General features: G+C 76.1%; 13 protein-coding genes and 1 pseudogene. 9 read left to right on the top strand and 5 right to left on the bottom strand.

What is annotated here, in order from left to right:
- Positions 1–5 precede the first annotated feature (5 nt).
- Positions 6–266, bottom strand: a complete 261-nt coding sequence (locus WHI96_RS15150) for a chorismate mutase (RefSeq protein WP_149663792.1) — start codon at positions 264–266, stop codon at positions 6–8.
- Between the two features lie 315 nt (positions 267–581).
- Here WHI96_RS15150 and WHI96_RS15145 point away from each other — a divergent pair, with 315 nt between their 5' ends.
- Positions 582–3047 carry a UvrD-helicase domain-containing protein gene (locus tag WHI96_RS15145; protein ID WP_345643598.1) on the top strand — a complete coding sequence of 822 codons (2466 nt, stop codon included), beginning with the start codon at positions 582–584 and terminating at the stop codon, positions 3045–3047.
- Between the two features lie 3 nt (positions 3048–3050).
- On the opposite strand, the gene WHI96_RS15140 is transcribed toward WHI96_RS15145, so the two are convergent.
- The 3 genes from WHI96_RS15140 to WHI96_RS15130 all read right to left on the bottom strand — a co-directional run bounded on the left by WHI96_RS15140 (position 3051) and on the right by WHI96_RS15130 (position 6012).
- A complete protein-coding gene (locus WHI96_RS15140; RefSeq protein WP_345643595.1) occupies positions 3051–3677 on the bottom strand; it encodes a DUF1707 SHOCT-like domain-containing protein in 627 nt (208 codons plus the stop codon).
- A gap of 49 nt (positions 3678–3726) precedes the next feature.
- Complete coding sequence (locus WHI96_RS15135; RefSeq protein WP_345643593.1) at positions 3727–4515, bottom strand: M23 family metallopeptidase; 789 nt, start codon at positions 4513–4515, stop codon at positions 3727–3729.
- A gap of 522 nt (positions 4516–5037) precedes the next feature.
- Positions 5038–6012, bottom strand: a complete 975-nt coding sequence (locus tag WHI96_RS15130; protein ID WP_345643591.1) for an esterase/lipase family protein — start codon at positions 6010–6012, stop codon at positions 5038–5040.
- A gap of 261 nt (positions 6013–6273) precedes the next feature.
- On the opposite strand from WHI96_RS15130, the gene sucC reads away from it, so the two are divergent.
- The 8 genes and pseudogenes from sucC to WHI96_RS15090 all read left to right on the top strand — a co-directional run.
- Positions 6274–7464 carry an ADP-forming succinate--CoA ligase subunit beta gene (sucC, locus tag WHI96_RS15125; RefSeq protein WP_345643589.1) on the top strand — a complete coding sequence of 397 codons (1191 nt, stop codon included), beginning with the start codon at positions 6274–6276 and terminating at the stop codon, positions 7462–7464.
- A gap of 3 nt (positions 7465–7467) precedes the next feature.
- Positions 7468–8352 (top strand): succinate--CoA ligase subunit alpha, encoded by an 885-nt coding sequence (gene sucD, locus WHI96_RS15120; RefSeq protein WP_073576419.1) that lies wholly within the window; start codon positions 7468–7470, stop codon positions 8350–8352.
- Between the two features lie 159 nt (positions 8353–8511).
- Positions 8512–9807: a DUF5336 domain-containing protein gene (locus WHI96_RS15115; RefSeq protein WP_345643585.1), complete on the top strand. Its 1296-nt coding sequence runs from the start codon at positions 8512–8514 to the stop codon at positions 9805–9807.
- Between the two features lie 77 nt (positions 9808–9884).
- A complete protein-coding gene (locus WHI96_RS15110; RefSeq protein WP_345643582.1) occupies positions 9885–11630 on the top strand; it encodes a cell division protein PerM in 1746 nt (581 codons plus the stop codon).
- 123 nt (positions 11631–11753) lie between these two features.
- Positions 11754–12362 (top strand): phosphoribosylglycinamide formyltransferase, encoded by a 609-nt coding sequence (gene purN / locus WHI96_RS15105; protein WP_345643579.1) that lies wholly within the window; start codon positions 11754–11756, stop codon positions 12360–12362.
- Positions 12355–13914: a bifunctional phosphoribosylaminoimidazolecarboxamide formyltransferase/IMP cyclohydrolase gene (purH, locus tag WHI96_RS15100; RefSeq protein ID WP_345643576.1), complete on the top strand. Its 1560-nt coding sequence runs from the start codon at positions 12355–12357 to the stop codon at positions 13912–13914. The genes purN and purH overlap by 8 nt, the downstream gene beginning before the upstream one ends.
- Before the next feature lie 272 nt (positions 13915–14186).
- A complete protein-coding gene (gene imuA' / locus WHI96_RS15095; protein ID WP_345643573.1) occupies positions 14187–15278 on the top strand; it encodes a DnaE2-dependent mutagenesis accessory factor ImuA' in 1092 nt (363 codons plus the stop codon).
- A gap of 166 nt (positions 15279–15444) precedes the next feature.
- Positions 15445–16626, top strand: a pseudogene (locus WHI96_RS15090) (DNA polymerase Y family protein); the annotation flags it as partial.
- Positions 16627–17365: 739 nt separating this feature from the next.
- Here the strand turns inward: WHI96_RS15090 and WHI96_RS15085 are convergent.
- Complete coding sequence (locus WHI96_RS15085; RefSeq protein ID WP_345643570.1) at positions 17366–18877, bottom strand: M28 family metallopeptidase; 1512 nt, start codon at positions 18875–18877, stop codon at positions 17366–17368.
- Positions 18878–18998 lie beyond the last annotated feature (121 nt).

The raw sequence follows: 18998 nt of genomic DNA, 5'->3' as shown, positions 1-18998 counted from the left end.
GGGGATCAGCGGCCGCCGAGGCGTCCGCGGCCCAGTCGCAGCAGCATCATGGCCAGCTCACGGCCCTCGGGGCCGAGGTCGGCGAACCGGTCCAGCACCGCCATCTCCCGGCTGTAGACGATGCGCGGTCCGCCCGCCGCCATGCGGGCGGCGCCGATCCGCTTCGAGACCTCGGTGCGGCGGAGGATCGCGTCGAGGATCTCGGCGTCGAGCCGGTCGATCTCCCGGCGCAGCTGCTCGATCTCGGGGTCGGCTCCGGTGCGCACCTCGGTGCTCGTGCCGGAGCTCGGCTGCGGGGCTGCGGGGTCGGTCACGGTCATGATCTCCTCGTCTCGGTCACGGGCCGTCGGGACCGAGGACGTGCGAACGCCCCGGGTCCGTCGGACTCCGGGGCGTGCGGGTGGCGTCTGGGCTCAGACGGGCGGCGCAGCGGGAACCGGGGTCCGGTACCCGTGGCGAAATCGCCCGTCGTGTGCCACGCGGCGAGTGTAGACCACCCGGCGCACCGGGCCGCCGCGGTTGCGGGGACCGGCGACGCCGGAGCGGGGTCGTCGGACCCCCGGCGTACCGTGTTCGACACGATGAGTGCGCTGTTCGAACTCCCCGGGACGGGCCCCGCCGCCGCTGCCGAGCCGACGACGGCCCAGGGCCGCCGTCTGCTGGAAGGCCTCAACGACCGCCAGCGGGAGGCCGTGACCCATGCGGGATCGCCGCTGCTGATCGTCGCCGGCGCGGGGTCGGGGAAGACCCGGGTGCTCACCCACCGGATCGGCTGGCTGCTCGCCGAGCGCGGGGTGCACCCCGGCGAGGTCATGGCGATCACCTTCACCAACAAGGCCGCGGCCGAGATGAAGGAGCGCGTCGACGCCCTCGTCGGGCGCCGCTCCGGGCCGATGTGGGTGTCCACCTTCCACTCCATGTGCGTGCGGATCCTGCGGCGCGAGGCCAAGCACCTCGGCGTGCGCAGTGCCTTCTCCGTCTACGACGCCGACGACACCCGCCGCCTCGTCGGCATCGTCGGGCGCGACCTGGAGCTGGACCCGAAGAAGTTCGCCCCGCGCGCCCTGGCCGCCCAGATCTCCAACCTGAAGAACGAGCTGGTCTCGCCGGACGAGGCCGCCGAGCGCGCCGCCACCGACCACGAGCGGCGCATCGCCGAGGTCTACGGCGTCTACCAGTCGCGGCTGCGCCAGGCGAACGCGTTCGACTTCGACGACCTGATCATGGAGACGGTCTCGCTGCTGGACCGGCTGCCGGCCGTCGCCGAGTACTACCGGCGCCGTTTCCGGCACGTCATGGTCGACGAGTACCAGGACACCAACCACGCCCAGTACGAGCTGGTCCGCCAGCTCGTCGCCCCGGCCACGGCGAACGGGCGCCCCGGCGAGCTGTGCGTCGTCGGCGACTCGGACCAGTCGATCTACGCCTTCCGCGGCGCGAACATCCGCAACATCATCGAGTTCGAGCAGGACTTCCCGGACGCGCGGACCATCCTGCTGGAGCAGAACTACCGCTCGACCCAGACGATCCTGTCCGCGGCGAACGCGGTGATCGCCCGCAACCCGGAGCGGCGGGACAAGCGGCTGTGGTCGGACTCGGGCGACGGCGAGCGCGTCGTCGGCTACGTCGCGGACAACGAGCACGACGAGGCGTCGTTCGTCGCCCGCGAGATCGACCGGCTCGTCGACACCCGGACGAGGGACGAGTCCGGCGTCGAGCAGGCCGAGTTCCGTTACTCCGACATCGCGGTGTTCTACAGGACCAACAACCAGTCCCGCGTCTTCGAGGACGTGTTCCTGCGGGTCGGGCTGCCCTACAAGGTCGTCGGCGGGGTGCGGTTCTACGAGCGCCGCGAGATCCGCGACGCGCTGGCCTACCTGCGGGTGCTGTCCAACCCGGAGGACACGGTCAGCCTGCGCCGGATCCTCAACGTGCCCAAGCGCGGCATCGGGGACCGGGCCGAGGCCGTCGTCGCCGAGTACGCCGAGCGCGAGCGCACCTCGTTCGCCCGCGCGCTGCGGGCCGCCGCCGAGGAGCCGCAGCGGCTCCCCGCCCTGGCGACCCGCTCGCAGAAGAACATCGCCGCGTTCGTGCGGATGCTGGACGAGCTGCGCGAGCTCGTGGAGCGGGGTGACGACACCGCCGAGGTCCTCGAGGCCGTCTACGCGCGCACCGGCTACCTGGAGGAGCTCCAGGCGTCGGAGGACCCGCAGGACGGCACCCGGATGGACAACCTCGCCGAGTTCGTCACGGTGGCGCGGGAGTTCGCGGGGGACGCCGCCGTCGCGGACCTGGCGTCGGACGGCGGGGCCGCGATCGGGTCCGGCGAGGCACCCGGCGGTGCGGCCCCCGAGGGCGAGGCCGACACCTACGACGACACCCCCGACGGTGTCCCGGAGCCCGGCTCGCTGGCCGCGTTCCTGGAGCGCGTCGCGCTCGTCGCGGACGCGGACTCCATCCCCGACGACGACTCCGGCGTGGTCACGATGATGACCCTGCACACGGCGAAGGGCCTGGAGTTCCCGGTGGTCTTCCTGACCGGCTGGGAGGACGGGATCTTCCCGCACCTGCGCACCCTCGGGGACCCGAAGGAGCTCGCCGAGGAGCGCCGGCTGGCCTACGTCGGGATCACCCGCGCGGAGAAGCGTCTCTACCTGTCCCGGGCGATCGTCCGGTCCGCGTTCGGGCAGCCCAGCACCAACCCGGCGTCGCGCTTCCTCGACGAGGTGCCCCCGTCGCTGCTCGACTGGCGGCGCACCGAGGAGCAGCTCGCCGCGCAGCGGCCGTCGGCGCCGGTGGGGCGGTTCGGGTTCGGGAAGCGTCCGCAGGCGACCGACCGCGGGAGCTGGAAGGTCCCGGAGCGGTCGCTGAACAACCAGTCGCTGCACCTCGACGTCGGGGACCGGGTCAACCACGACAAGTACGGCCTGGGCACCGTCGTCGCGGCCGACGGCATCGGCCCGCGCGCGACCGTGACGATCGACTTCGGCTCGGGCGGGACGGTCCGGCTGATGCTGATCGGCGGCGTCCCGATGCAGAAGCTGTAGACCTCAGTCGTCGTCGCGGTCCTGTGTCGCGGCCTCGGCGGGGGTCAGCACCTTCACCGACCCGAACGCCCCGACGACGTGCACGTCCACCGTCCGGTCACCGGGCGCGGCGCACGCCGTCGGACAGTCGGTCGAGCCGAACACGGTGAAGCCGGAGACGTCCGCCCGGGTGCCCTCGGGCACCACGACCTCGACCGACCCGAACAGCAGCACCCCGCCCACCCGAGGCATGTCGGCCTGGACCCCGACGGTGCGGGACCCGAACACCGTCACGCCGTCGGCCACCGGGAGGACCTGCGACCCGCCCCAGACGGCGGCGACGACCAGCGCGGCCGTGGCGAGGATCCCGCCGGCGCGCCGCCCGGCAGCTGCGGCGAACTCCCCGGCCGGTGCCGGGAGAGCCGTGGTCGCCGCCTGCTCGACGGCGGCCGTGGGCGCCCCGGCGGTGTCGGCCGGGAGGTCACGGGTCAACGGCTCCAGGTCGGCGCGGGTACGGGCCGCCCAGGCCTTCGCCGACCGTTCCTCGTACTCGGGCAGGGACAGCCGTCCCTCGCCGTGCGCGCGCTGCAGCCGCGCGTCGACCGCCCCTCGCTCGCCGTCCCCCACCCGGTACGCCGACTCGTCCGCCACCCGGCCATTCTGGACCGTCCGGGCGGACCGGGGGAGCGGTGCCCGCCGATCAGGCGTCGCGCGAGCCCGTCGCGGCGGTGACGTCGAGGCCGCGCGCGGCCAACCACGGCAGCGGGTCGATCTTGGTGCCGTCCGACTCCCACACCTCGAGGTGCAGGTGCGGGCCGGTGGACTGACCGCGGTTGCCGACCTCGGCGATCTCGTCGCCCGCCTTGACCTGCTGGCCCTCCTGCACGAACGACCGGTTGATGTGGCCGTAGACGGTGCTGGTGCCGTCGGGGTGCTTGAGCACCACCCACATCCCGAAGCCGCTGGCGGGGCCGGACTTCTCCACGACGCCGTCGGTCAGGGCGAAGATCGGTGTGCCGATCGGGGCGGCGAGGTCGATGCCCTTGTGCTGCACGCCCCAGCGGGCGCCGAAACCGGAGGTGAACCGGCCGGCCGTCGGCATGACCAGGGCCTCGCCGTTGTACATGACCGCCTTCGGGGCGCCGTGCGACATCGCGGTCGTCACGGCCCGCTCCAGCTTGGCGGCCTCGCGGCCCATCCGGGCGGCCTTCGTCAGGTTGGCGACGTCGACCTTCGAGGTGGAGTCCAGGTCGGGCAGCGACGCGGCCTGCGCGCTGAGCTGCTCGCCGCCGATCGCGGAGGTGTCGATCGGGGCGGTCGTGTCGGCCGGGCGGGTGTCGCCGGACACCGGCAGCATCGCCGAGGCGGCGAGCCGGGCGTAGGCCTCCTCGACCGAGGCCTCACCGCCCCAGCCGGGCACCCCGAGGGCCCCGGCGACCGTCTGACCGGCCGCGACCAGGGCGCCACCGGCCGCCGCGGCGACGGTCACACGGGTACGCGAGACCATCGGCGGGGGAGCCGGGAGCGCCGGGGGCCGGTGACCGGCCGGCGGCACAGGGGGGAGCGTGCCGGGCCGGGCCTCCGGTCGCGTGGCGCCGCTGGGGAAGCGGTGGCGCGACAAGACTGCCCTTCTGGTGTTCAGGGCGCCACGGGCCGTTCGGCGGTGATCGTCGGAGTGGGGGCTCCGTCGGGGGATGGCGTCGTTCGGGGCGACACCGATCACCGTGACCGGTCCGTGACGTGGACGACGCGACGGTAACCCGGGCCCCGCCGAGCGGCAACGGCGGCCCGCCGTGCGGTTGCGGACGGTCGTGGATCATCGACGACCGGTCGGGCGGTCGGCGCCGCGACGGCGAACGGAGGATCCCGTTCCCCCGCCCGGCCCGGACGTCCGGGCGCGCTCGGCGGCGCTCATGCGCCGTCGGCTGTGTTCACGCGCCGTCGGCGGCGCTCATGCGCCGTCGGCTGTGTTCACGCGCCGTCGGCTGTGTTCATGCGCCGTCGGCTGTGTTCATGCGCCTTCGGCTGTGTGCCGGCCGACCAGCCGCAGCGACCCGCGCAGCCGCCGGTCGCGCACCCGGTCGTGCTCGCGGCGCTCCGCCTCCCCGCGGGCCAGCGTGCTCGCCACGAAGTGCACGGTGCGCCGGTCCACCGGCAGCGCCAGGTGGCCCACGTCGTCGAGCTCCAGCTCGGTGACGTCCAGGTCCGGGTGGCGCAGCCGGGAGTTCCGCTGCGGGACGATGATCTCGTCCATCCGCGACCAGACCACCAGGAACCGGGTACGACAGCCGGGGGCCGGTTCGTCCAGCTCGCGCAGGATCGCCGAGCCGGGGCGGAGCTGGCGGCACAGCGGCAGCGGCGCGACCCGGGCCAGGTTGCTGCCCGAGTGCGGGCTGCCGAGCGTCGCCAGGGTGTCGACGACGGCGTCGCCCCCCATCCGCTGCACGTAGTAGCGGGCGATCACCCCGCCGAGGGAGTGCCCCACGATGTGCACCCGGTCCGACCCGGTGGCCTCGCGCAGCCGTTCGACGTGGCCGCGCAGCTCGTGCGCGGCGGTGCGGACGTCGTCGGTGAACAGGCTGTAGTTGATGGCGTGCACCACCCCGAAGCCGCGCCGGCGCAGCTCGTGGGCGAACACGGTGAACACCGAGCGGTTGTCCATGATCCCGTGGACCAGCAGGATCGGCGTCCCGGCGGCGGTGGGGTCGGCGACGACCAGGCTGCGTTTGACCGGCGGCAGGCTGTCGGTGCGCCAGTGGCCCTGCGGCCGGACGGTCTCCTCGGCCAGCCCGATCGGGTACAGCGCGAGGTGTGCGGCCAGCCAGGCGCCCTCCAGCGCCAGCCCGCGCAGCCCCGCACGCGAGGTGAAGGTCCGCGCGGCGTAGCCCGCCGCCTGCCCGAGATCGGACGTCGCGGCCGTCACTGTCGACAGCGCCCCGTCGGCGATCGCGCGCAGGCGAGCGCCTCCGGGTAGCGACGTCGCCATATCCGAAAGGTAAGGCAGGTCACAGGATTCCGCTGTGTCGCCGAACGATCGGTGGCCCCGATCACTCGGTCGGTCGATCTGAATCGAGCACTGCGCCGACAGGGTGACAGCGGTCACCGGCCCAGGTCAGGACCGGTGCGCGCGGCGTGGCTAGGCTCCTCGACGCAGCATCACCGACGTCCGCGACCGCTGCCGCCCGCCACCTGTGCGGGGCGCGCCCGGAGAACGAGCCGGGAACGCGCCGGTCGCGGCGAGAGCGAAGTGGAGCGGGAGAGCCGAGTGGACCTCTACGAGTACCAGGCGAAGGACCTCTTCGCCGCGCACGGAGTCCCGGTGCTGCCGGGCCGGACCGTGGACAACGCCGCCGACGCGGCGGCCGCGGCGGCCGAGCTGGGCACCGCCGTCGTGGTCAAGGCACAGGTCAAGACCGGTGGTCGGGGCAAGGCCGGCGGCGTGAAGCTGGCCGAGAACGCCGACGAGGCCAAGGAGAAGGCCGAGGCCATCCTGGGCCTCGACATCAAGGGCCACACCGTGCACCAGGTCCTGGTCACCGAGGCCAGCGACATCGCCGAGGAGTACTACTTCTCCTTCCTGCTCGACCGGTCCAACCGCACCTTCCTGGCCATGTGCTCGGCCGAGGGCGGCATGGAGATCGAGCAGCTGGCCGTCGAGCGCCCGGACGCGCTGGCCCGGATCGCCATCGACCCGATCGCCGGTGTCGACAAGGCCAAGGCCGACGAGATCGTCGCCGCGGGCAAGATCCCGGCCGCCGTCGCCGACGAGGCCGCGAACGTGATCGTGAAGCTCTGGGAGACCTTCGTCTCGGAGGACGCGACGCTGGTCGAGGTCAACCCGCTGGTCCGTGACCCGCAGGACAAGGTGATCGCCCTCGACGGCAAGGTCACCCTCGACACCAACGCCGACTTCCGGCACCCGCAGCACGCGGAGCTGGTCGACGAGCGCACCGAGAACCCGCTCGAGGCGAAGGCGAAGGCCAAGGGCCTCAACTACGTCAAGCTCGACGGCGGCCAGGTCGGCATCATCGGCAACGGCGCGGGGCTCGTCATGAGCACCCTCGACGTCGTCGCCTACGCCGGCGAGGCGCACGGCGGGGTCAAGCCCGCCAACTTCCTCGACATCGGCGGCGGCGCCTCGGCGCAGGTCATGGCCGACGGCCTGGACGTCATCCTGGGCGACGACGAGGTCAAGAGCGTCTTCGTCAACGTCTTCGGCGGCATCACCGCGTGCGACGCGGTCGCCAACGGCATCGTCGAGGCCCTCAAGATCCTCGGCGACGACGCGACCAAGCCGCTGGTCGTCCGCCTGGACGGCAACAACGTCGAGGAGGGTCGTCAGATCCTCGCCGACGCGAACCACCCGCTCGTCACCGTGGTGGGCACGATGGACGACGCGGCCGCCAAGGCCGCCGAGCTCGCGAACGCTGGAGCCTGAGACATGTCGATCTTCCTCAACGAGAACAGCAAGGTCATCGTCCAGGGCATCACGGGCGGCGAGGGCACCAAGCACGCCACCAAGATGCTCGCCGCCGGGACGAACATCGTGGGTGGTGTGAACGCCCGCAAGGCCGGGACCACGCACACCATCGGCGACAAGGACGTCACCGTGTACGGCACGGTGGAGGAGGCGATCAAGGAGACCGGCGCCGACGTGTCGGTCATCTTCGTCCCGCCGAAGTTCGCCAAGGACGCCGTGATCGAGGCCATCGACGCCGAGATCCCGCTGGCCGTCGTCATCACCGAGGGCATCCCGGTGCACGACTCGGCCTACTTCTGGGCGCACGCGGTCGCCACCGGCAACAAGACCCGGATCATCGGCCCGAACTGCCCCGGCATCATCTCGCCCGGCAAGTCCAACGCGGGCATCATCCCGGCGAACATCGCCGGCGCCGGCAGGATCGGTCTGGTGTCGAAGTCCGGCACGCTGACCTACCAGATGATGTACGAGCTGCGTGAGTTCGGCTTCTCCACCGCCATCGGCATCGGCGGCGACCCGGTCATCGGCACCACCCACATCGACGCCCTCGAGGCGTTCGAGGCGGACCCCGAGACCGAGGCCATCGTGATGATCGGTGAGATCGGTGGCGACGCCGAGGAGCGCGCCGCGGACTTCATCAAGGCCAACGTCACCAAGCCGGTCGTCGGCTACGTCGCGGGCTTCACCGCCCCCGAGGGCAAGACGATGGGCCACGCCGGCGCGATCGTGTCCGGCTCGGCCGGTACCGCGCAGGCCAAGAAGGAGGCCCTCGAGGCCGCCGGTGTCAAGGTCGGCAAGACGCCGTCCGAGACCGCCGCGCTGATGAAGGAGATCCTCTCCGCCTGATCGGAGCGCGGGTCGCACGTCCGACGCGCGGGCCCCGGGAACTTCTCCGGGTGCCCGCGCGTCGTGCTGTGTGCACCAGGTGCGCCTCACCCGGCCCTGTCGGGGGCATCGGCTAGCGTGCGGTGCAGCGAGTCCATCCGTCGCACGGGAGTGGTCGTCATGTCGAGCAACGAGCCCGGGGCCGTCCCGGCTCCGGAGCAGGCCGCGCCCGCTCCGACGGTGCGGATCGCCGTCCTGGCGGGGGCGGTGCTGGCCCTGCTGGCGCTGGTCCTGACCTTCTTCGACGTCACGACCGGGCTGTTCCCGGTCGCGATGGTCCTCGCCGGTGGCGTCGCGGGTGCCCTCACCCTGCTGCCCGGCACCGGGCGCATTCTGGTCGCGGGTGTGGTCCTGTCGACGACGGGCGCGCTGACGATGCTGCTGCTCCTGGCCGGCACCGGCACCGGGTCGGTCGGCGGCACGCTCGGCTGGGTCGTCTTCGTGGTCGCGCTGTTCGCCGCCGCCGCGCTGCTCTACGCCCAGCTCCTCCTGTCCGGCGTCGTCTCCGCCCCCGCGCCGCGGGCACAGCGCCCGTCGCACGTCGGGCAGCCCGGCTGGGGCCCCGGCCAGGTCGCGCCGGGCCAGCAGCCGCACTGGATGCCGCCGCAGCCCTACGGCGCGGGCCAGCCGGGTGCCGCGGCCCCGTACGGCGCGGCCTCCGGTGCGGCGCCCTACGGTGCGGACCCCTACGCCTCGGGCCAGTACGGCGCGAGCCCCTACGCCGCCCAGCCCGGCGCGGCCCCGTACGCCCCCGGCCAGCCGGGCGCGGGCCAGTACGGCGCGGGACAGCACGTCGCGGGGCAGCACGGCGCGGGGCAGCACGGTGTCGCCCAGCCGAACGCCGGCCAGTACGGCGCCGGTCAGTACGGAGCGGGCCAGTACGGCGCCGCCCACGGTGCGGCGCAGTCCGTGGCGCAGTCCGGTGCGGTGCAGCCCGGTGCGGACCACGCCGGAGCCGCCGTGTACGGCGCCCCCGGTGCGGTGCCCGCCGCGTCGCAGCCCGCCGCCGGGCAGTTCCCGGGGCAGTCCGGGGCCCACGGCGCGCACGAGGTGCCCGGTGCACAGGACCGGACCGGCGACGACGCGGGCCGCCACGCGGTCGGCGGCCGCACCCCGCAGGCCGACGCGGCACCGCACACGCCGTCCGGCGCGGGCGGCGCCTTCTCCGGGGTGTCCTACGGCGACCGCGCCGCCGCGGTGACCGGCGCGCCGGGGGCCGAGCAGGCCCCGCCCGCGACCACCCCCTACACGGCGGGCGCGGGCGGTACCGGGGACGACGCGGGTGTCACCCGCCCCTCCGCGATCCCCGGCTCCGCCCCGGCGCCCGGCGAGCAGGCCGAGCGCCCCGCGTCCCCGGCGCCCGGTGAGGACGAGGCCACCCGCACCTTCCGGCCCGGCGGTGACGGCTCCGCCTGACCGGCCGGAACGGTGGGCCCCGGCACGTCGCGGCGTGCCTGCCCCTCCCGGGCCGCGTTCGCTGCGACGCTGACCGGGTGAGCACCACCCCGCCCCGTCCCGCCCGCGGTCGCCCGGCCTCCCGGGCCCGGTCCACCGGGTCCGCACCGGAGCGGTCCCGCGGTGGGCGCGCGACCGCCGTCGCGGACCGGGAGCGGGGGCGCCGCCGCCGCCCCGCCCGGACCCCGACGCGCGGTACCGGGACCGGCACCGGGCTGGACCGGCTGCGGATCCTGCTCGTGGCCACGATGGGCGCCGTCCTCGCCGGGTACACGATGCTCGTCCCGGTGGCGGCGCTGCTGACCGGCACCGGCGGCGTCGCGGTCACCGCGGACGGGGCCCTGGCCACCGCCGTCCCGCTGTGGCTGGCCGCGCACCTCATCCCGGTCGCCGTGGACGGGCACCCGTTCGGGGTGCTGCCGCTGCTGCCGACGCTGGTGGTCGTCGCGCTGGTCGCCTTCTGCTCGCGCTGGGCGGTGCTCCGCCTGGGCGGGCGGGTCCGGCACGACGCGGGCGCCGTCGTCGCGTCCCAGGCCGGGGCCGCCGCCGCGGTCGCCGTGCTCGCCGGGGCGCTGCTGCCGCGGGACATGGCCGTCACCGCCCCCTGGGCGTCGATGATCGGGGCCGGGCTGGTGGCCGGGGCAGCCGCCGGGATCGGCGTCGTCCACGCCTGCGGGGCGCCGGCGGCCTGGAAGCGGGTGCTGGCGGGTTGGCCCGGCGCGGCGCTGGCCGGGGCCCGGGTCGCCGCCGCCGCGCTGCTGCTGGTCGCCGCCCTCGTCCTGACCGTGGCTCTGCTCGCGAGCGCCTCGGACGTCGCCGACACCGCCGAGCGCATCGCCCCCGGCGCCTGGGCGGGCGTCGGGGTGCTGGTGCTGAGCATCGGGTACCTGCCGAACGCACTGATCGGGGCGCTGTCCTGGGCGCTGGGCGCGGGGGTGTCGGTCGGCATCGCCCGGTCCGGTCCGTTCGGCGTCGAGCCGGGTCCGCTGCCGCCGTTCCCGCCCGCGGTGGTCCTGCCCGTCACCACCGTCCCGACGGTCGTGGTGCTGGTCGTGCTGCTTCCCGTCGCCGCGGGGGTGCTCGGCGGGATCGCCTGCCGGCGGGCACTGGGGGAGGACGCGCCGGTCGTGGACCGGGTCGCGGCACCGGCGCTGGCGGCCGTGGTCGTCGCGGTCGGGGCGGCCGTGCCGGCGGCGCTCGCCGGGGGTGCGCTCGCGGGCGGGCCCTACGACCCGGTGTCGTTCCACCCGTGGGCGGTCCTCGGTTGCGCGCTGCTGCTGGTCGGGATCCCGGCCGTGCTGACCTGCGCCGGGACCGAGCTCGCCCGGCACGTCCCGATGGGCGGGACCGACCGGTCGCGGACCGCGGTCGACCGGGCCCGGGCCGCCCGGGCCCGCCGTCGCGCGTCGACGGTGGGGGAGCTGGTCGAACGCCGTCGCACCGCCGGGGCGCCCGCCCGCCGTGCCGACGCCGCGTGGGACGACGACGGGGACCACGACACCTTCTACCCCTACCCCGACGCCGAGCCCGACGGTCGCCCGGCCGCACGCCGCGCCGCCGAGGACGCCACCGACCGTGACCACGCCACCGACCATGACCACGGCGACGACGGGGACCACGGCGACGACGGGGACCACGGCGACGACGGGGACCACGGCGACGACGGGGACCACGGGGACGACGGGGACGACGGGGACCGTCGGGCGGCCCACCCGTCCGGCCGGCGTGCCGAGGACCGGGCCGACCGCATCACGCGCGCCCGCGACCGCTCCCGGGACGACTGACCCGACGACCCGGCCCCCGGCCGGGTGACCCGGGCCACCGCACCGGGCGCCGTCGTCGTCGGAGGGCGCGTCTACCCTGGCCAGGGGCCGTGGAGCGGCCCGGACCGGCGAGGAAGGGACACGGTGGGCGCGCAGGAGCGGCACGGGGCGCTGCGGGTGGTCGTCCTCGTCTCCGGGAGCGGCACCCTGCTGCAGGCACTGCTCGACACCGCGGGCGCCGGGTTCACCGTCGTCGCCGTCGGGGCCGACCGCGCGGGTGCCACCGCTCTCGACCGGGCCCGCACCGCGGGTGTCCCCACCTTCGTCGAGCGGGTCGCCGACCACCCCGACCGCGACGCCTGGAACACCGCGCTCGCCGCGGCCGTCCTCGCGCACCGGCCGGGCCTCGTCGTCGGGGCGGGGTTCATGAAGCTCGTCTCCCCCACCTTCCTGGACGCGCTCGGATGCCCGATGCTGAACACGCACCCGGCGCTGCTGCCGGCGTTCCCCGGCGCGCACGCCGTCCGGGACGCGCTGGCCGCCCGGGTGCCCGTCACCGGCGCGACCGTCCACGAGGTCGACGCCGGGCTCGACACCGGACCGGTGCTCGCGCAGGCGGAGGTCCCCGTGCTCCCGGGTGACGACGAGACCTCCCTGCACGAGCGCATCAAGACCGAGGAACGACGGCTGCTGGTCGCGACCGTGCGACGGTTCGCCGCCGCCGCCCAACCCCACGAGGTGAACAGTGAGTGAGCGCAGGCCGGTACGCCGGGCCCTGATCAGCGTCTACGACAAGGCCGGTCTCCTCGACCTGGCCACCGGGCTGCACGCCGCCGGGGTGGAGATCGTCTCGACCGGCTCCACCGCACAGCGGATCGCCGCCGCCGGCGTCCCGGTCACCCCCGTCGAGGAGGTCACCGGGTTCCCCGAGTGCTTCGACGGCCGGGTCAAGACCCTGCACCCGCGGGTGCACGCCGGGCTGCTCGCCGACACCCGCAAGTCCGAGCACCTCGCGCAGCTCGAGCAGCTGAACATCGCGCCGTTCGACCTGCTGGTGTCCAACCTCTACCCGTTCCGCGAGACCGTCGCGTCCGGCGCGAGCCGCGACGAGGCCGTCGAGCAGATCGACATCGGCGGCCCGGCGATGGTGCGGGCCTCGGCGAAGAACCACGAGAGCGTCGCGGTCGTCGTCGACCCGTCGCGCTACGCCTGGGTGCTCGAACAGGTCGGCGCGGGCGGGTTCGTCGTGGAGGACCGTCGCAGGCTGGCCGCCGACGCCTACCGGCACACCGCCGCCTACGACGTCTCGGTCGCGACCTGGATGGGCGAGCAGTTCCCCACGGGCGACGACGACGTGTCCGCCGAGTGGGTCGGCGCCACCTGGACCCGCGAGCGCCCGCTGCGCTACGGCGAGAACCCGCACCAGGCCGCCGCGCTCTACACCGACGGCACCGGTTCCGGCCTCGCCGGCGCCGAGCAGCTGCACGGCAAGGAGATGTCCTACAACAACTACGTCGACGCCGACGCCGCCTGGCGCGCCGCGCACGACCACGGCGACCGCCCCACGGTCGCGGTGATCAAGCACGCCAACCCGTGCGGGATCGCGGTCGGCGCCGACGTCGCCGAGGCCCACCGCAAGGCGCACGCCACCGACCCGGTGTCGGCGTTCGGCGGGGTCATCGCGGTCAACGGCGAGGTCTCGGTCGCGATGGCCGAGCAGGTCGCCGAGATCTTCACCGAGGTCGTCGTGGCCCCCGGCTACGCCGACGGCGCCCTCGAGGTGCTCCAGCGCAAGAAGAACGTCCGCGTCCTGCGTATCCCCGACGGCGCCGCCCGCACCGGTACCGAGCTCCGTCCGATCTCCGGCGGGCTGCTGGTGCAGCAGCGCGACCTCGTCGACGCCGACGGCGACGACCCGGCCGCCTGGAAGCTCGTCACCGGCGACGCCGTCGCCCCCGAGGTGCTCGACGACCTCGCGTTCGCCTGGCGCGCCTGCCGCGCGGTGAAGTCCAACGCGATCCTGCTCGCCCGCGACGGCGCCGCGGTCGGTGTCGGCATGGGCCAGGTCAACCGGGTCGACGCGGCGAAGCTCGCCGTGACCCGGGCCGGGGACCGCGCCCGCGGCTCGGTCGCCGCCTCCGACGCGTTCTTCCCCTTCCCCGACGGGCTGGAGGTGCTGCTCGACGCCGGTGTCGCCGCCGTCGTGCAGCCCGGCGGCTCGGTCCGCGACGACGAGGTCGTCGCGGCCTGCGCGAAGGCGGGCGTGCCGATGTACCTGACCGGGACACGGCACTTCGCCCACTGACCCACCGCCCCACCCCGACGGCCCGGGACCGCCTCGCGCGGCCCGGGCCGTCGGCGTTCGGGCAGCTCAGAGGGTGTTCCGGCCGAGAATGTCGGGGGTGCGTGCGACGGTCCTCCCCGTCGTCGTCACCACCCCACCCGGGGGATGCGGAGCGGCGGCACAGGCCCTATGCTTCGAACGTCAGTTCGAGCACGCGTCGCCTTCCCCGCGGCGCGCCGGGCGAGGTCGCGGCCGTTCGGTCGTGGCGCGGTGTGTGGCGGGGAGGTACTGCGGTGCGCGTCGGTGCGGGCGAGGGGCCGGTCGTCGTCGGGGGAGCGGTGGCGGTCGGCCGGGTGGTCGGCGGTGCCGGTGGGGGAGCCGGCGTCGACGTCGGGGACGACACCGGTCCGGAGGGGTCCGGGCCGGTGGTCGGGGCCGGGTCGCGTGTCCCCGGGGGCGGGCGGGAGCCGCTGCCCGGGGCGCGGGGCCCGGCCGGGGGGCCGGGGTCCCCGGCGGGCTCGGCCGCCGAGCGGCTCGCCCGGGCCCGGCACGTCCTGCGTCGCACGGAGACCCGGGCGGGCCTGGAGCGGTCCCGGCCGGGGCCCGTGGGGCCCTGCCCGGAGCCGGAGCCCCCGGCCCGCAGCGCCGGGACGGTCGAGGCGCGTCCGGTGACCGAGGCCGACCTGCTGCCGGTGCCGGGGCCGCTGGCCGGTCTGCTGCCCGGCGGGGGCCTGCGGCGGGGGTCCACCGTGGCGGTGGGCGTGGGGTCCGGCGCGGGGTCGCTGCTGTTCGCGCTGCTGGCCGCCGCGTCCGCGGAGGGCGCGTGGGCGGGCGTGGTCGGCCGCCCCGGCCTCGGCGCGACGGCCGCGGCCGAGGCGGGCGTGCGGCTGGACCGGCTGGCGCTGGTCCCCGACCCCGGTGCGGACCTGGTCGGGGTGACCGCGGCGCTGCTGGACGGACTGGACCTCGTGGTCGTGGCCGGTCCGGAACGGGCCGGGCTGCGGGCCGGGGACCGGCAGCGGCTCGCCGCGCGGGCCCGGCAGCGGGGCGCGGTGCTGCTGGCGCTCGGTGGGTGGCCGGGTGCCGACCTGCGGCTGTGCTGCACCCGTCCGCGCTGGGAGGGCGTCGGCCGCGGGACGGGGCGGCTGCGGTCCCGGCGGGTCGAGGTCCGGGCGGAAGGGCGCGGGATCGGCCCGGCCGGGTGGGGGGTGGAGGTGCTCCTCCCGGGCCCCGGCGGGACGGTCGTCCCCGCCCCGGCGGCGCCCCCGGTCCCCGTGGTCCCGTCGGTGCCCGCGATCGCCTCGGCGCCGTCGGTGCCCGCGGTCTCCGCGGCCGCGGTGGGCGAGGTCCCGGTCGCGCGACCCGTGGCCCGGGCGGCCGGATGAGCACGCCCGGTACGACGGAGGCGGCAGCGTGACGGGCACGGGCGTCAGGGCGGGGACGGGCAGCGGAGCGGACGCGGGCGTCGGCGGGAGCGCGGGTGTCAGGACGAGCCCGCACGACGGAGCGAACACGGGCGGCGGCGGTGGGCGGGCGGAGCCCGACCCGCGGGTGCTGGCGGTCTGGTCCCCGGACTGGCCGGTCACCGCCGCCGCCCGCGCCGCGCACGTCCCGGCGGACCGGCCGGCCGCGGTCCTGCACGCCAACCGGGTCCTGGCCTGCTCGGCGACGGCCCGCCGGCACGGCGTCCGTCGGGGGCTGCGGCGCCGGGAGGCGCAGGCCCGGTGCCCGGAGCTCGTGGTGCTCGCCCCCGACCCGGGGCGCGACGCCCGGCTGTTCGAGCCGGTCGCCGCCGCGGTGGAGGCGCTCGCCCCCGGCGTCGAGGTGGTGCGGCCGGGGCTGCTGGTGCTGCCCGCACGCGGTCCGGTCGGCTGGTTCGGCGGGGAGCGCGCCGCGGTGGAGCGGCTGATCGACCAGGTCGCGCTGCACGCCGGGACCGAGTGCCAGATCGGCGTCGCGGACGGGATGTTCGCCGCCGCGCTCGCCGCCCGCCGGGGGCGCGGGGTGCCGCCGGGACGGTCGGCGGAGTTCCTCGCACCGCTGGAGGTCGCCGAGCTGGACCGGGACCCCGATGTCGACCGGGCCGCGCTGGTGGACCTGCTGCGCCGGCTGGGGCTGCGGTCGCTGGGGGCGTTCGCGTCGCTGTCGGAGGCCGACGTGGCCTCGCGCTTCGGCGCCGACGCGGTGGCCGCGCACCGGCTCGCCCGTGGGCTCGACCCCCGTCCGCCCGCGCGCCGGGTCCCGCCGGAGGAGCTGTCCGCGGCGGTCGAGCTGGACCCGCCGGTGGACCGGGTCGACGCGGCCGCCTTCGCCGCGCGGGCACTCGCGACCCGGCTGCACACCGCGCTCGCCGGGCACGGCCTGGCCTGCACCCGGCTGGGTGTGCACGCGCGCACGGAGAGCGGGGAGGAGCTGCTGCGGGTCTGGCGGTGCGCCGAGCCGCTGACGCCGTCCGGGACGGTGGACCGGGTGCGCTGGCAGCTCGACTCGTGGCTCGGTCGCGGCGGCTCCGGGACGCTGGTCGCGCTGCGGCTCACCCCGGAGGACACCGTGGTCGCCGGGGCGCTGCAGCGCGGGCTGTGGGGCGACGTCGGCGAGGGCGACGAGCGGGCCGGGCGGGCCCTGGTCCGGGTGCAGGCGCTGCTCGGGCCGGAGGCGGTGCTCACCGCGGTCCCGACGGGCGGCCGGGACCCGGGCGACCGGGTGCGGCTGGTGCCGTGGGGCGACGAGCGGGTCGTCGAGGACACGGCGGTCCCCGCCCGGCCGGGGGCCACGGTCCCCCTGGCGGACGGCCCCGAGGCACCCGGCGGAAGTGCGGGGCGGACGGACCCTGCCGCGCACGCGCCGGTCCCGGGGCGGTGGGTGGTGACCCGGGCCGGAGACGCGCTACCCGGAACGGTGTCTCCCGGAACGGGCCCGACCGGGTGCGGCACCCGGAGCGCGGACGGCGCCCGGGCCACGGACGGCGCCGGTGCCGAGCAGAAGGACGGTGCCGAGCAGAAGGACGGTGCCGAGCAGAAGGAGCGGACCGAGGGCCGGCGGGGAGGAGCGCCCCCGGACGGGGGGAGGGCCGGGACCGCACACCCCCGCCGTGCCCCCGGCCGTCGTCCACCCGTCGACCCCCCGGCGACCTGGCCCGGCCGGCTCCCGGCACCGTCCCCGGCGACGGTGCCCCCGGACCCGGTCCCGGTCCGGTTGCTCGCCGCGGACGGTGCCGAGGTGCACCCGGCCGCGCCGGACCTGCTCGACCGCGTCCCACGCCGGATCGCGGGCGGTGGCCCCGACCGGGAGGTCACCGCCTGGGCCGGCCCCTGGCCGGTGCACACCCGCTGGTGGGCCCCCGACGGCCCCGGGCCCGCGGTCCGGCTGCAGGTCCTGCTCGCCGACGGCACGGCCCTGCTGCTCGTGCACCGCGGCGGCCGGTGGGAGGTGACCGGTGTCTACGACTGAGCCACCGGCCGCCGCGGGCGGGTCAGCGCTGCGGGACCCCGGTGAGGTCGACGGCGAACCGGCCGATCGCCGAGGCCATCGCCGTCACGTTCCGGTCCAGCGCGGTCCGGTCGATGTTGGTCAGGCGGTCGCAGGCCGTGTGGTAGCAGGGGTCGTAGGACTGTCCCGCCGTGCCGCCCCACTTCTGCGCCTGCTCCGGGGTCTTCTGCTCCTCGGCGCCGGTGAACAGGCCACCGGCCGGGATGCCGGCCTCGATGAACGGGCCGTAGTCCGAGCGCCCGTCGAACGCGGTGCCCTCGGGGCCGTTCACGCCCGCCCCGACCAGCGCCTCGGTCAGGACGCGCTCCGCGGTGTCGGAACCGGGCGGGCCCGCCTCGCCGCCGAGGTCGTCGGAGTTGTCGCCGTCGTAGACGAGGTAGCCGGGGTTCGGCGAGCCGACCATGTCGAAGTTGAGGTACAGCGCGATCCGCGCGCGGTCGGCCTCGGACAGTCCCTCGACGTACTTCGTCGAGCCGACCAGGCCGATCTCCTCGGCGCCCCACCACGCGAAGCGCACCTTCTGGCCGACCGGCGGGGAGCCGCCGAGCTTCTGCGCGATCTCGAGCAGGGCGGCGCTGCCGCTGCCGTTGTCGTTGATGCCTGCGCCCTCGGGCACGCTGTCGAGGTGGGCCCCGGCGACCACGACCCGGCCCGGGTCGCCGGTGGTGGTCTCGGCGATCACGTTCCGCGAGGTCTGCTGCCGGATCGTGGTGTCGAGCACCAGCGACGCCTGCTGGCTGTCGCGCAGGGCGGCTCCGGCGGTCTTCGTCACGGCCGCCGTCGGGACGACCCCCGGGGTGTCGCCGAGGGTGGCGGGCAGGGCCGCGTCCTCGGTGTTGACCACGATCACCGCCGCCGCGCCCGCCGCCCCCGCGAGCCGGGACTTCTGGCCGAACTCGCAGGTCCCGCGCTCGACGACGGCGATGGCCCCGGCCGGCATCCCGGTGTAGTCGGCGGCGTCGCAGCCCGGTGTCGGGTCCTGCGGGGTGCGCGGGCGCAGCGACAGCGGCGCGGTCAGCCCGCCGGGCGGGGTGGCGGGGGAGAAGCCGAGCACCTCGGTCGTCACCGGTGCGCCGGCCACGGTCAGCCGTGCGTCGCCCGCGGAGAAGGTGCGCACCTCGAACGACGGGGTCGACACCTCGAACCCGCTCGCCCGCAGCGTCCCGACGACGTGGTCGACGGCCGCGTCGTACCCGGGGGTGCCCACCGCGCGGTTGCCGTCGTTCGCGTCGGCGAGCTTCTCGAACTGCTGCAGGTGGGCGTGGGCGCCGTCGCCGCCGACCGCGGCCGCGAGCCGCTGCGGCAGGCCGGGGTCGCCCTGCGCGGCCCCCTGGCTCCCGCCGCCGGTGGTGCCGATCGTCGCGGTGCCCGGCGCCGCGGGGACGTCCGCGCAGGCCGCGAGCGCGACGACGGCCACCCCGGCCGCCGCGACCCTGACCAGCCGGTTCCCGAGGCGTGGCCGGTGCCGGCCACCCGTCGTGCTCGCCCGTCCCATGGAGCCACCCCTGCCGTCCGGCCCGGTGCCGGGCCTCGTCCGCGCCGGGTGTCCGGCGCTCCTCGTGCGTGCGCGGTACCGGTCGGGCGCCGCGGCGTCGGACCAGCATCCGCCATCGGGC

It is taken from the genome of Pseudonocardia tropica (assembly GCF_040105315.1).
Taxonomy (GTDB): domain Bacteria; phylum Actinomycetota; class Actinomycetes; order Mycobacteriales; family Pseudonocardiaceae; genus Pseudonocardia; species Pseudonocardia alni.
This window is presented reverse-complemented; position numbering and strand designations above follow the sequence as displayed.

Excerpts from the sequence above, each read along its gene's own strand:
- WHI96_RS15145 (WP_345643598.1), top strand. The coding sequence starts at position 582 with ATGAGTGCGCTGTTCGAACTCCCCGGGACGGGCCCCGCCGCCGCTGCC.
- WHI96_RS15130 (WP_345643591.1), bottom strand. The coding sequence starts at position 6,012 with ATGGCGACGTCGCTACCCGGAGGCGCTCGCCTGCGCGCGATCGCCGAC.
- sucD (WP_073576419.1), top strand. The coding sequence starts at position 7,468 with ATGTCGATCTTCCTCAACGAGAACAGCAAGGTCATCGTCCAGGGCATC.
- WHI96_RS15115 (WP_345643585.1), top strand. The coding sequence starts at position 8,512 with ATGTCGAGCAACGAGCCCGGGGCCGTCCCGGCTCCGGAGCAGGCCGCG.
- WHI96_RS15085 (WP_345643570.1), bottom strand. The coding sequence starts at position 18,877 with ATGGGACGGGCGAGCACGACGGGTGGCCGGCACCGGCCACGCCTCGGG.